Consider the following 13,139-nt stretch of genomic DNA (forward strand, 5'->3'; position numbering starts at 1 on the left):
CACGGCACACATTGGCCACACTGCCGCCAGTCAGCCACGCCACTTGCCTTAGAGACAGCAACTCAGTACGCGACATACGCATGATTGGTGTTCCTTCACTTGAGGCGTCGGCTCGTGAATTCACGGGCCGTGCCATCAAGTAGGCGGGAACGCTGCGACCACGACTATGTCACACGGTAGATATACGTATGCCGGCGATGACATACCGCAGGTCAGGAACGGTGCATCCCAACGCGATATGCTCAGGAAGAATATCCGGGTACAGCGATATTCAGTGCGAGGATGTTGATCAGCGGTCCATCACACGCCGTCTGCGCGGGGGTGATCGACGCCAGCCTTAACCTGCTTGAACAGGTCGCGGAAGTCGGAGCCGGCACGGACGCCATATGTGCTTAGCTCATCGTCCAGCTCAGATGCGACCATGAGGAGAGACGGCCGACTCTGTCGCCCGTGTTGCAACGCCTCCATGCCAGCAGCCGCAGCGCCTTCCACATCACCCGACCGGGCCGCGACGACGGCTAGCGTCAGCTTTGCCTCTGTGCTGCGCATGGGAGAGATGACGAAACCGTCCGTAGTCACGCTGCGCCGGATCACTTCTTCGGCGTTCCGCTTAGCCAAATCGTCGCGGCCAACGATCCGGTACGTGTCCATCGCGTAGAAGTCCCACTTCTCTGGGTCGACTACGAAGTGGTTTTCGGGACGCTCCGGATACGGCAATTCGCCCAGTAGCTCACTGCCACGCTCTAGAGCTGCGTATACATCCTCGGCCATTCCCATTCGCGCATACGCCTTAGCCTGCTGCCCATAGAGCTGAACCGCAACCGACTGGGACGGGGCCGAAATAATACCCGCTTGCGCGGCCTGAATCACCGCGCGATAGTTTCCCGCCGTGAGGTGGAACCAGGCCAACATCTCGTGAGCCCAGCCAACGATTGAAGCATCACCGGACTCGTTCCCTAGTTCCAGTGCCATTCTGCGAGTCGCCTTGGCGGCATTCATGTCGCCCAAGTCGTTTTCAAGACAGCCGACCAACAACGCCAGCAATCCCGCATTGTGCAGGAGGTCGCGATGCTGAGGAAGGGTCAACTGCTTTCCTAGCTGCATACTGACATGGTTAAGCCAGTACCTGCCCTTACGCATGAGTTCCCGCGCGTCAGCGTGCGCATAGTCGCAGCACAGTTGTTCCACGGTCAGACTCAGCGCGTCAATAGTTGGCTGATCCATTGCCGAGGCACGGACGCGTCGCACTAGCTCAGCCGTGTCCATTCCAGTGTTGGCGACCAGGATTCGGTTCTGCACCTCGGAATCCACCGGCCCGCCATCCGCTCGGATGGACCTTGACTCAGGAAGCCGCAAGCGCGTTTGACCCGGAAGGTCGAACCAAAGCATATGCGGGGGGAGATGCAGGATCTTGGACCAGTTTTGCAGGGTCTCAAGGTACTGCTCGGGCTTACCGTTTTCAATCCTGCTTACCTGAGCTTGAGTCAGGCCCAACCATCGTCCTAGCAGCTCTTGCGTAAGAGCCTTGCCGAACAAGGTCAGGTGGCGCGGATGGTTCCTATATGCCTTGAACACTCGCCCGATGTGCTGGCTCGCAAAGGCCGCCCGAAAGTCGTCCGTCTCAAAGAACTCATGCCGCAATTGTGCGGGAGGTGTCCGAAGTTGATCGCGTTGCTCCCTGTGGCAACGTCCACACAGCCGGGCCGAGTTGTCGGCAGCAAGCACTGCGTTGCAGCCCTGACAGCGACGGCCGCCACTAGGGGCCGCGCCCTGTGAACCAGGTGCACCCATCTCTTGACTTCCCCCGTCACGGTCGCGGCGGACGCCTACCTGGGACCCAGAGTACCTACGAGCTCATGTGCACACCATCGGGTTACACCGATCGCTGTTAGTCCGACCCCTGACAGGCGTTATGCCGAGTTGAACATGAGGCATGTCGAACTCGGCATAGACATCCGTCCTCGCCCGGCGCGACCGTTGACGAGAAACAGGGCTCATCGGGCGCACTCCCTTCGTGGAGAGTCGCGCAAAATTTGAGTGGAAGCGCATGTTTGTGACAGCAGTGCTGACGACTGGAGTTGCTCGCGTCACTGAGGGAATGCGTAACTCCACGCGACTCATGGACGAGGTACTGCGCATGGACCACACCGAATGGGAAACAATGATGTACGTCGGTGACAGTGAGTTTCGAGTCACCCAGGAAGGCCCGCACCCAAACCACCAACTACGAGTAAGCGTCCGACCGGCATACGGGTTCGCTGCGCTGAACTACATGGATCAGGAAGACCCACACCTGACCATCGCGAACTCATACAACCCAATACGCCCGGTGCCGGATGTGGATCTAATTTTCAGCGGATCGACGGGCACTGTTTTTCCTCGCACTGCCGCCATTTCGATTGTCGACGCGCGCTCCGCGCTAGTCGAATGGCTGATGACGCGCAAGCGACCGAGTTGCATTCAGTGGCGTCCATACGACGCCTACTGACCGAAATACTTCCTTAGGAGGTATGCGGTGACTAGCCTGAAGCCTTGGATGCGCCAGCGCCGCAGTGAAACACGTAAGCAACTACTAGACCGACTAAGTCAATCCTGCTACCGCTGCGGTATGCAGATTGCCGATCAGGCCAAGCTTGCCTACCACGAAGACACGTGTACCGGCGCTCAGGCGATTACGGCTTGACTTATTGAACCGAACCGGCGCATTGCCATCCCGCGTGCGTGGCGGGTTTGCCAATGCGTCACAACTGGAAAGAGTGACTGAAGAAATGCAAGCCGAGCTTGGTGCGCGAGTCCGTACCAGTGCAGACATCGACGCGAACTGCTTGATCGAGTATGAGGTTACGGGCAAGGCGGCGTTCTTCTCATTTGCGGACGGCGCGGTTAGCCTGCACTTTACCGATGAGCGCGCGTTCAGGAAGTTCATGGGGGAGGCAATCAAGGTGTTGAGCGTCCTCGGTCTTGACGACTTTGACCATGTTACAAATGGCAATGACTAGGCCGAGCGTTGTCGCATTAGAGGACCATGACGCGGCACCCACGTCCCATCGGTACTCAGTCAGACTTCGCGCGGATTATTTTTCCAAAGCCGTGACACTCGCTGGCTTCCGGAGTGGCTACGCCTTGGCTAAAGAGATGCGCCTTGCACGGTCCACAGTCATGCGTATATGCGCCGGGGAAATGCAGCCCGGTCCAGCCTTCATCGGAGGGGCGCTGACGGTACTTGCGCCTATGAAGTTTGAGGACCTATTTGAAGTCGTGGCCATCTGACCTTGGGGGCCGGTTAGGCCCTTCGCCTTGACGGTTTCCTGCTGAGGTTCACCTTGGCAGAGCGCACTGTTTCCAGGCAGTCAAACTCTGGGTGCCCTTTCCAGATATGAGCGCTGGCCCAACGGCTTGAATTGGGTATCAAGATCATGCACCGCACCTTGCCCCAGCTAGAGGCTCGTAGAGCCTGCTAAGCTGTTGTTAGTTGACACACATGGTGGTCGTCCCAGACGACGAGCCACGGCGCGGCGGCGTGCGCGGCCTGGAGGTCCACGTCCGTCTTGTACTGCGCGTGACGCACCCGGTAGTTGGCGAGGTTCGCGATCTCCACCGTCGGCGCGTGCTTGCGGACCGCGGTCGTCGACGCGGCGCCTTCGTAGAGGTAGTCGCCCAGGTGCAGGATCAGGTGCGGGTTCTCTTCGGCCATGCGGCGGTAGGCGGTGAAGTAGCCGGCCTCGAAGTGCGAGCACGAGGTGAAGAGCATGGTCAACGACGGACTGGTGCCGACCGCGGGCGCCGTCACGCCACGGCCGACGGGGGAGATGTGGCCAGCGGCGCGGAAGCGGTAGAAGTACTCGCGGCCGGGGAGGAGGCCGGTCACCTCGACGTGGACGCTGTGCGCCCGCGTCTGCGATGCGGTCGCCGTGCCGCTGCGGACGATCTGGGTGAACCGCTGGTCGGTCGAGACTTGCCACTCGACCGTGACGGAGGCGCTGGTCATGCCGCCCAGGCCGTCGGCGTTGAGCGGGCTCGGCGCCAGACGGGTCCAGATCACGAACCCGTCAGCCGCCGGCTCACCCGAAGCCACACCGAGCGTGAAGGGGTAGGAGATGGCGTTCGCGGTGGTGGGTGCGAGAACCGTAACGCCGGCGCTCGCGATGCCGCCGGCGATGAGCGTTCGTCGAGTCAGTGGGGACATCGGCTCTCCTTCGGTGCAGGGCCGGGGAAGAACGCGTTTCCGGTACTGCGTACACGGCGAAGGTGATCAGCGGCCATCCCCGACGTGTACGCCGGGTGGAGCCCCAAGAGGCCGCCGGTGCGCCACATCGGACCTCCGCACGTGACGTCGCAGGTGAATGCCTGTCCAACTGTCCGATGTATTGGTTACCGAAGAACATGGCGAATGGCGTTGGCCCTCACCGATCGCAGATTTCCATACCTCCCGCCACTGACGGAGCAGCCGTCTCACCCAGCCACACCACATGCGCCCGCCGCGTCCCGGCCGAGCGGGAGCTGATCTCGAACACCATCCGGGCGCTCTCCGCGCTCTCGGAGCTGAGTCGGAAGCCGCCTTCCACGGAGCCGACTTCGGCACGGTCGGGGTAAGCCAGTCCGTACCCCGCGACGCGTGCGTCCTCCGCTTCGCCGTACTCCTCTACGATGGCGAACAGTCGCGGAGCGTCGGCGAAGGTCGAATCAGGCGAACGCGAGCTGGTACGCCTGCCCATGATCGAAGCCGTGGCCGACGCACTGGGGATCGACCCTGCCGTGCTCACCGACCCGGTCCGCGCCGAACGCACCCGACGTTGCGTGGACACATTCGAAGTCCAAGCCATCCGCACCGCTCTTGCGACATATCCAGGCGTGGCCGTCCGTGTCCCCGAGAAGATCGGCTTGGCCGACATCAAACGTCAGGCTTCGTACCTCGACCACGCCTGGATGACGTCACGGTTCACGGTCGTCGCCCGCCATCTGCCGAAGCTCATGGCTGACGCCCAAGCCGCCGCGCGGCCCGATGTCGGGGCCGATCACGTCGAAGTATCCCGGAGCGTGGTGACGGCCTATCGCCTGGCGTCATCCATGTTGTTGAAGTTCGAATCACATGACGTCGCGTGGCTCGCAGCTGATCGTGCCATGCACACCGCACTCAGCGTTGACGACACCTGGTCCATGGCCAGGGCGACCCGCAGCGTGGCCCGGGCGATGACCGGAATCCACGAACAGCCGCAGGCCATAGCGGTGCTGTTGGCCATGGCCGACCGGATGCGCGACGAGGTCAACGCCGACGTCGGGCAACTCCTGGCACTACAGGGGATGCTGTACCTCGCGGCCTCGATCACGGCGGCCGGGCAGGAGGACGCCTCGCTCGCCAGGCAGATGCACGAAGAGGCGATGGCTGCCGCACGCAGGTTCCAGCCTCACCACGACGACCACCACACGTTCTTCGGGCTCGCCAACACCATGATCCACCGCGTGTCGGCACTGGTTGCGACTGCACGAAGCCGGGCGCGCCATGGAATTCGCCAAGACGATCGACCTCCGTGCGGTCATGGCGCTGTCGGCCGAGCGACAGTCGAACTACCTGCTCGACCTCACCGAGGCACACGCCGGCGTCGGCAACTACCGGGAGGCAGTCCGCTTTCTCGGGCAAGCTGAACGAGTCGCGCCGGAAGAGGTGCGCTGCCGACCGTTGGCACACGGGTTGCTCCGGTCGCTGCTGCACAACACGACGGGTGAGTCGGCACGGGTGGTTCGGCAGATGGCCGGACGGGCGGGGGTTGAGGCGTGAGCGCACCGGTTCTCTACCTGATGATCTGTGGCGCGGGGCCGGCCGATCACGTCGAGCGGGTGGTGAAGCTCGCCCAAGAGGACGGTTGGGACGTCTGGTGCATCGCCACGCCGTCCGCGGTCGAGTACTTCCTTGGTCTGGACGCGTTGGCGGAACTCACCGGACACCCGGTGCGCACCGGTCAGCAACGTGCGGGGCAGCCCGCCTTGCCCAAGGCCGTTGCCGTGGTCGTTGCGCCGGCGACCTACAACACCATCAACAAGTGGGCGGCGGGGATCGCGGACACCTACGTGCTCACTCAGCTGGCCGAACTGACCGGGCTCGGCCTGCCGATCGCGGTGCTGCCGTTCGTGAACACGGCGCTGGCGAACAACCGGGTGTTCCACCGGAGCGTTGCGGAACTGCGTGAATCCGGCGTCACGGTGCTCTTCGGCGAGGACGGCTTCGTGCCGCATCCGCCTCGGACCGGTGGCCAAGTGATGGACTCCTACCCCTGGCACCTGGCGTTGGAGGCGATCACAGCGGGTCGCGGTACCGTCGAGCATGATCGTGTGGCTGAACGGGACTTTCGGCGCGGGTAAGACCACGACCGCGGGCGAGTTGGCGGGCATCCTGCCGGACACGCGGATCTTCGACTCCGAGCACGTCGGCTACATGCTGCGGCATGTGATGACGGAGCCGGTCGAGAACTTCCAGGACTGGGCGCCGTGGCGTCCGCTGGTGGCGCGCACGGCGGTCGAGATCGTCCGTTCAGCCGGCGGCAACCTCGTCATCCCGCAGACCGTCCTGAACGAGGACTACCTCCAAGAGATCTTCACCGGCTTGCGCGACGAAGGCCTGGAGGTCCGGCACTTCCTCCTCCACGTCGAGAAGAACGCGCTCGTCGACCGCATCAAGGGCGACCTCGACGATCCCGGCGCGCAGGAATGGCGCCTGAACCACGTCGACCGCTACCAGGCCGCCCTCCCGTGGCTGCGCGACGCCGCCGAGGTCATCGACACCACCGACGTGCCCGCACCCGAAGTCGCCCGGAAGATCGCCGCACGACTAGGGCTGAACTAGACGTCACCGGAGGGCAGGCCGCGGTACTCGATGTGGAGTTCTCGGGCGTTGCCGAGGATGCCGTCATTGGAGTGGATCCGCGCGCAGTAGTGCTGGTCGTCGCCCGTCGGCCCGTGCTGGGCGACGTCCAGGAAGTGTCCGGCGGTCTCCGTGAACAGCCGCGCGCTGCCGGTCATGAACAGCGTCTCCGCGTGGACGTGCTGGTGGAACAGGTCGCGGTTCTCCCGGTAGTGGCGGGCCGCGAGGTCGACCTCGGGACGCGCCCGCGGCAGTTCGGCGACGTGCGGCCGGCCCGGACCCAGTCGCGTCCGCAGCTCCTTCCACCGGGCGGGCGCGAACTGGAGCGAGTGGTGCAGCAGCACCAGGTCCAGCCGGCTGCCGTCACCGGGAGCGCCGGCAGCCCGCAGCGGCAGGTGGATCAGCGAACGCTGGGAGCGCGCGGCGAGCAGCCACAAACCGGCCACCGTCCGCGCGCTGCCCGCGTCGAGGGAGAAGGTCAGCCACCGGTCGTCGTCCACGAGCAGCGCCTGGCCGAGCGACCGCGCGGGCCGGACGACCCGGTACCGGTCGGCTCCCAGCCGGGCCTCGTGGACCAGCACCGGCACCCGTTCGCCCACACCGCTAGTCGACACCAGCGGGAACGTGGTCGGCCCGGCGGGCGCCGGCGGACGCGGTGGCGGTCCAGCAGTCGGGGGTGGTGAAGTTCTTGTCGGCGAACGCGGCTCGGACGGCCCTGGTGCAGGCTTCTACGGCGGTGTCCTCCACCAGGGAGATCACGCAGCCGCCGAAGCCGCCGCCGGTCATGCGGGCACCCAGGGCGCCCGCCGCGACCAGGGCGTCCACCGCCACGTCCAGCTCCGGCACGGTCACCTCGTAGTCGTCCCGCAGCGACGTGTGCGAGTCGGTCAGCAACGGCCCGATCTCCCGGATCCGATCCGTCCGCAGCAGCTCCGCCACCTCCAGCACGCGCGCGTTCTCCGCCACCACGTGCCGCACCCGCCGAGCGAGCCGGTCCGGCAGGTCCTGGTCCGGCTCGTCCAGGTCGCGCAACGCCGGCACGCCCAGCAACTCCGCCGCACGATGGCAATCCCGCCGCCGCGCCGCGTACTCGCCGTCAACCAACCGGTGCGGCGCCTTGGTGTCCACCACCAGCAGCGCGAGCCCGGCCGGCGCGAGGTCGAACGGGATGTGCTCGGTCGCCATCGTGCGCGTGTCGAGCAGCAACGCGTGCCGCTCCCGCGCCAGCAACGACGCCGACTGGTCCATGATCCCGCACGGCATCCCGACGAAGTCGTTCTCCGCCCGCTGCGTGATCCGCGCCAACGTACGCCGGTCCAGCGACACACCGGACAGCTCCGTCACAGCCAACGCGGTGGCCGCCTCCAACGCCGCCGACGACGACAGTCCCGCGCCCAACGGCACGTTCCCGTCCACCATCAGCCCGAACCCGCCGATCGGGTGCCCCTCCTCGCGCAACGCCCACACCACACCGGCCACGTAGGCGACCCACCCGGTCACCGCGCCCGGCGCGAGGTCGACCAGGCGCAGCTCGGCCACCCCCTGAGCCTGACGCGACGCCACCCGCAGCACACCGTCGTCCCGCCGCGCCGCGGTGATCCGCACGACGTGAGGCAACGCGATGGGCAGCACGAAACCGTCGTTGTAGTCGGTGTGCTCGCCGATCAGGTTGATCCGACCCGGCGCCTCGAAAACCCCGTCACGCATCACGCGCCACCCCTCGTGCTTTCCCTGATCTCCAACGAGAACGGCGTCCGCACGTGCTCGGGCGGACGTTCCGGCTCTTCCACGCGTCGACGCAGCAAGTCCACCGCGGCCCGTGCGATGGCGGCCTTGTCCGGTGCGACCGTGGTCAACGACGGCACGCTGTACGTGCCTTCCTCGATGTTGTCGAACCCGACCACCGCCATGTCGGCAGGCACGCGCACGCCCCGCTCCACCGCCGCACGCACCGCGCCGACGGCCAGCAGGTCGTTGAAGCAGAACACCGCGTCCGGCGGCGAGTCGGCGGCCAGCAGCCGCGTCATCGCCTCCGCGCCGTCACGCCGGTGGTAGTTCAACGCCGTCGCCACCAGCTCGTCGCGGACCGGCAACCCCGCTTCGGCCAACGCGATCCGGTAGCCGGCAAGGCGTTGCGCGGCGGTGCCGCGGTGCGGGTGCGCGCCGATCGCCGCGATCCGGGTGCGCCCGAGGGCGACCAAGTGCGCCACGGCGACCCTGGCCGCCTCCACGTTGTCGATGCCGACGTGGTCGATCGGCAGGTCCACCGAGTGCTCGCCCAGCATGACCACCGGGATGCCGGGCGCCAGCTCGCCGAAATCCCGCGCCTCCAACGCCTCCGGGCTCACGATCGCGCCGTCGATCATGTGCGGACCGAGCGACGCGAGCGTGTCCCGTTCACCCTCGCGGGTGCCGAGGGTCTGCTCGATCAGCACGTTCCACTCGTGTTCCTGGGCGGCGCCGAGCACCAGCCCGGCCAGCTCGGCGAAGTACGGCACGACCAGTTCCGGCAGCACCAGGGCGACGAACCCGGTCCGCCCCCGGCGCAGGTTGCGGGCGCCAAGGTTCGGCCGGTAGCCGGTGGTGATCAGCGCTTCCTCGACCCGGGCGCGGTTCTCGGGTTTCACGAACGCGTAGCCGTTGACCACGTTGGACACCGTCTTCACCGACACGCCGGCAAGTGCGGCGACGTCCTTCAGCGTGGCCAAGCGGCGCCTCCGGTGCTTTCGGTGTCGGGCTGGTGGGGCAGTGCACGGTCATTCTCGGTAACGACCGGGATCGTAGCCGGCCGGTCGGACGCTTTACAACGTTGTATCAACAAGGTAGGAAATGCAAGTGACCCACGTCACCCTGCACCCTGCCGATCGTGGAGCCACCATGCGCAAGCTGTTGTCCGGGCTCACCGGACTCCTTGTCCTGAGCACCCTCGTGATCGCGCTGCCCGGCACCGCCTCGGCGGCCGTCTGGCAACCCAAACCCGCGCCCCTGACCACACCGTGGACAGCCCAGGTGTCACCGACCAACGCCCTGCCCGAGTACCCGCGTCCGCAGTTGGTCCGCTCGGACTGGCTCAACCTCAACGGTGTCTGGGAGTTCGCCGGCGTGCCGAACCTCTCCTCGCCGCCGTTCGGTCGCACGCTCGCCGAGGGCGTCCTCGTGCCCTACCCGATCGAGTCCGCGTTGTCGGGCATCAAGCGGCACGAGGACCACATGTTCTACCGCCGCACGTTCACCACCCCGTCCCAGTGGAACGGCCGCCGGGTGAAGCTGAACTTCGGCGCGGTCACCTGGGAGACCCGCGTCTGGGTCAACGGGGTCAGCGTCGGCGCCCACACCGGCGGGTTCGACGCGTTCTCGTTCGACATCACCAACGCCCTCCGCGCCGGCGCGAACGAGGTCATCGTCGGTGTACGGTCGACCGTAGACGGTAGTTTGTATCCAATCGGCAAACAGCGCCGCAACCCGAGCGGCATCTTCTACACCGCTACATCCGGTATTTGGCAGACAGTATGGCTGGAACCGGTAGCGGCCAACCACATCACGCGGCTCGACACGACCCCGGACGTGCCCGCCGGCGTCCTCGACCTGGTCGTCCAGGGCACGGCCGGCCAGCCGGTCCGCGCCGAAGTGCTGTCCGGCGGCCAGGTCGTCGGCACCGCCACCGGCACGGTAGGCGGCCACCTGCGGGTCCCCGTGCCGAACGCCAGGCTGTGGTCACCGGACGACCCGTTCCTCTACGACCTGCGCGTCACCATGGGCAGCGACGTGGTCACCGGCTACTTCGGCATGAGGTCGCTCGGCAAGGCGATGGTCGGCGGCGTGATGCGCCCACTCCTCAACGGCAAGTTCGTGTTCCAACTCGGCACGCTCGACCAGGGCTACTGGCCGGACGGCATCTACACCGCCCCCACCGACGCCGCCCTGCGCTTCGACCTCGAACGCCAAAAAGCGCTCGGCTTCAACATGGTCCGCAAGCACATCAAGGTCGAACCCGCCCGCTGGTACTACCACGCCGACCGGCTCGGCCTGATGGTCTGGCAGGACATGCCGTCACTGGACGCGGTGGACGACGCGCCGAACGGGCACGCCAACTTCGAGTCCGAGCTGCGGCGGATGATCGACCAGCTCAAGGGCATCACGTCGATCGTCCAGTGGGTGCCGTTCAACGAGGGCTGGGGCGAGTACGACGCCGGCCGCATCGTGAACCTGGTCCGGTCGATCGACAACACCCGCCTGATCAACCACAACTCCGGCTCGAACTGCTGCGTGTCCGACCCGGACCCGGGCAACGGCGACATCATCGACGACCACGCCTACCAGATGTCCAGCGGCACCAGGCTGCCCGACGCCAACCGGGTCGCCATGCTCGGCGAGTTCGGCGGCTTGGGGCGGCGGATCGTCGGCCACGAGTGGCAGCCGGGCGCGGGTTTCGCGTACGGCGAGCTGTTCCCCGACGAGACGTCGTTGACCGGCCGGTACGTGGAGATCACCAAGGAGGTCGGCCGGTTCGTGCACGCGCGCGGGCTCTCGGCGTCCGTCTACACCGAGCCCTACGACGTGGAGAACGAGGTCAACGGCTTCTACACGTACGACCGGCAGGTGCTGAAGGTGACCGAGGCACGGGTGCGCGAGGTGAACCGGCGGGTGCTGGCGATCGCCAACGGCACGGAGGTCGGGCGTGGCGAGACGATTTCGCTGAAGGTCACCACTTCCGGCTACACCGACCGCCACCTCCGGCACCGCGACTCGGTGGCGCGCACCGACGTGATCGGTGACGACGCGGGCCGGCTGGACGCCACGTTCTGGGCCCGGCCCGGTCTGGCGGACGCCGCGTGCCTGTCGTTCGAATCGCGGAACTTCCCGGGCCGGTTCCTGCGGCACTCGGCGTTCCGGGTGCGGTCGGACGCCAACGACGGGTCGGCCGGGTTCGCCGGTGACGCCACGTTCTGCGCGCGTTCCGGCAACGGCGGCACGGTGTTGGAGTCGCGCAACCTGCCCGGCCACTTCATCCGGCACTACGCCGAGAACGTGTACGTGGCACGGTCCGGTGGTCCGAACCCGTGGGACAGCGCGACGAGCTTCGCGGCGGACACGACGTGGGCGGCGGTCGTCCCGCTCTGGCGCAGCGGCGCGGACCTGCCGCTGGACCAGGCCCGGTCGTTCCGCGTGACCACGCCGGGCTTCACCGACCGGTACCTGCGGCACCAGGCGGGCCTGGCCCGGACGGACGTGGTGAACGCGGCCAGTCCGGAGCTGCTGAAGGCCGACGCGACGTTCATCGTGCGGCGTGGCCTGGCGGAGCCGTCGTGCTACTCGTTCGAGGCGCGGAACTTCCCGGGGCAGTACCTGCGGCACGCGGCGTTCCGGGTGCGGCTGGCCGCCTCGGACGGCACCGACCTGTTCCGGAGGGACGCGACGTTCTGCGCCCAGCCCGGGGTCGGTGGCGTCCGGCTGACATCGGTCAACGAGCTGGGCGCGAGCATGCGGCACTACGCGGAGGAGGTGTGGGTGGCGGTGAACGGCGGCGCCCACGCGTACGACAGCCCGACGTCGTATGACGCCGACGTGAGCTGGGCCGTCACCGCGCCCTGGACTGCTTAGGTCCTCAGTGGACTCGCACGGTGGTCGATCTGCCGTGCGGGTCCATCGGGGGTCCGCTCGGGGCGGAGCGAGAGCGCCAGCCACACCAGCGTGCCGCCGACGACGACGTGCAGCGCGCTGGTCAGTGGCGTGTCCGGGAGGCGCGCGGCGAAGGTGAAGACCGGCAGGGCGATGGCGTAGGCCCACGCCGGGATCTTCGGGTGGACGCCGGATCTGATCATGCTGATCGCGAACAGGACCGTGCCGACGGCGAAGATCAGCGCGCTGGCCGAGAGCATGATCACGGTGGGTGCGGCGAGCACCGGCTTGTCGAGGTGGAAGAGCACGATGTTCAACGCGTAAGCCGCCGCGCCGAACAGTCCGAGGCCGACGAAGTTCACCACGTACCCGACGGCGCCGAGCGTGGTGCGCGGCTGCTTCAGGTAGAGGGCGGTCAGGAGCGGCGCGGCCAGCGCGGGCGACACGCCGATCACGAGACTGGTCGCGGTCGTCTCCCCGACAAACCCCTCGACCGCTCCCGGCAAGGCGATGAAGAGGCCCGACAACGCGCCGGATATGGCGCCGAAACGCAGCAGCAGGTTCATGGTCGGGACGCTATTCGCGCAGGTAGCGGCATCGGGAGTGCCGGGCGGCCAGACTTGGGGTGCCGATCGGCACGTGCCGGGTGGCGGTCTCCCGCGCA

General features: G+C 66.6%; 13 protein-coding genes. 6 read left to right on the forward strand and 7 right to left on the reverse strand.

The window, feature by feature from the left end; all coding sequences use genetic code 11:
• Window positions 1-300 precede the first annotated feature (300 nt).
• Window positions 301-1,575 (reverse strand): helix-turn-helix transcriptional regulator, encoded by a 1,275-nt coding sequence (locus F4560_RS02780; RefSeq protein ID WP_184915765.1) that lies wholly within the window; start codon window positions 1,573-1,575, stop codon window positions 301-303.
• Between the two features lie 544 nt (window positions 1,576-2,119).
• Here F4560_RS02780 and F4560_RS02785 point away from each other — a divergent pair.
• Complete coding sequence (locus F4560_RS02785) at window positions 2,120-2,488, forward strand: Imm1 family immunity protein (protein WP_281391865.1); 369 nt, start codon at window positions 2,120-2,122, stop codon at window positions 2,486-2,488.
• A 199-nt stretch (window positions 2,489-2,687) separates the two neighbouring features.
• Complete coding sequence (locus F4560_RS02790) at window positions 2,688-2,999, forward strand: hypothetical protein (protein WP_184915769.1); 312 nt, start codon at window positions 2,688-2,690, stop codon at window positions 2,997-2,999.
• A gap of 458 nt (window positions 3,000-3,457) precedes the next feature.
• Here the strand turns inward: F4560_RS02790 and F4560_RS02795 are convergent, their stop codons facing one another.
• Both F4560_RS02795 and F4560_RS02800 read right to left on the reverse strand, forming a co-directional pair.
• A complete protein-coding gene (locus F4560_RS02795; protein WP_246477706.1) occupies window positions 3,458-4,186 on the reverse strand; it encodes an alkaline phosphatase D family protein in 729 nt (242 codons plus the stop codon).
• A 217-nt stretch (window positions 4,187-4,403) separates the two neighbouring features.
• Window positions 4,404-4,715 (reverse strand): hypothetical protein, encoded by a 312-nt coding sequence (locus F4560_RS02800; RefSeq protein ID WP_184915772.1) that lies wholly within the window; start codon window positions 4,713-4,715, stop codon window positions 4,404-4,406.
• Window positions 4,716-4,725: 10 nt separating this feature from the next.
• On the opposite strand from F4560_RS02800, the gene F4560_RS02805 reads away from it, so the two are divergent.
• The 3 genes from F4560_RS02805 to F4560_RS02815 all read left to right on the forward strand — a co-directional run bounded on the left by F4560_RS02805 (window position 4,726) and on the right by F4560_RS02815 (window position 6,838).
• Window positions 4,726-5,643, forward strand: coding sequence for a hypothetical protein (locus tag F4560_RS02805; protein WP_184915775.1), 918 nt, complete (start codon window positions 4,726-4,728; stop codon window positions 5,641-5,643).
• Window positions 5,644-5,772: 129 nt separating this feature from the next.
• Window positions 5,773-6,357 (forward strand): flavoprotein, encoded by a 585-nt coding sequence (locus F4560_RS02810; RefSeq protein ID WP_184915777.1) that lies wholly within the window; start codon window positions 5,773-5,775, stop codon window positions 6,355-6,357.
• On the forward strand, window positions 6,320-6,838 hold the full coding sequence (locus F4560_RS02815; protein ID WP_184915780.1) for an AAA family ATPase: 519 nt from the start codon (window positions 6,320-6,322) through the stop codon (window positions 6,836-6,838). The genes F4560_RS02810 and F4560_RS02815 overlap by 38 nt, the downstream gene beginning before the upstream one ends.
• Here F4560_RS02815 and F4560_RS02820 read toward each other — a convergent pair.
• From F4560_RS02820 to F4560_RS02830, 3 genes are read right to left on the reverse strand one after another with little or no spacing between them, the layout of a single operon-like run.
• Window positions 6,835-7,470 carry a hypothetical protein gene (locus F4560_RS02820; RefSeq protein WP_221483308.1) on the reverse strand — a complete coding sequence of 212 codons (636 nt, stop codon included), beginning with the start codon at window positions 7,468-7,470 and terminating at the stop codon, window positions 6,835-6,837. The two genes, F4560_RS02815 and F4560_RS02820, sit on opposite strands and share 4 nt — an antisense overlap.
• A complete protein-coding gene (gene galK, locus F4560_RS02825; protein ID WP_184915782.1) occupies window positions 7,460-8,563 on the reverse strand; it encodes a galactokinase in 1,104 nt (367 codons plus the stop codon). Before galK ends, F4560_RS02820 begins: the two co-directional genes overlap by 11 nt.
• Window positions 8,563-9,564 carry a LacI family DNA-binding transcriptional regulator gene (locus F4560_RS02830; protein WP_184915786.1) on the reverse strand — a complete coding sequence of 334 codons (1,002 nt, stop codon included), beginning with the start codon at window positions 9,562-9,564 and terminating at the stop codon, window positions 8,563-8,565. Before F4560_RS02830 ends, galK begins: the two co-directional genes overlap by 1 nt.
• A gap of 169 nt (window positions 9,565-9,733) precedes the next feature.
• Between F4560_RS02830 and F4560_RS02835 the strand changes: the two genes are divergently transcribed.
• Window positions 9,734-12,457 carry an AbfB domain-containing protein gene (locus F4560_RS02835; RefSeq protein WP_184915789.1) on the forward strand — a complete coding sequence of 908 codons (2,724 nt, stop codon included), beginning with the start codon at window positions 9,734-9,736 and terminating at the stop codon, window positions 12,455-12,457.
• Here F4560_RS02835 and F4560_RS02840 read toward each other — a convergent pair.
• Window positions 12,454-13,041, reverse strand: coding sequence for a hypothetical protein (locus F4560_RS02840; RefSeq protein ID WP_184915792.1), 588 nt, complete (start codon window positions 13,039-13,041; stop codon window positions 12,454-12,456). The two genes, F4560_RS02835 and F4560_RS02840, sit on opposite strands and share 4 nt — an antisense overlap.
• Window positions 13,042-13,139: the final 98 nt, after the last annotated feature.

The organism is Saccharothrix ecbatanensis, assembly GCF_014205015.1.
GTDB classification, from domain to species: Bacteria; Actinomycetota; Actinomycetes; order Mycobacteriales; family Pseudonocardiaceae; genus Actinosynnema; species Actinosynnema ecbatanense.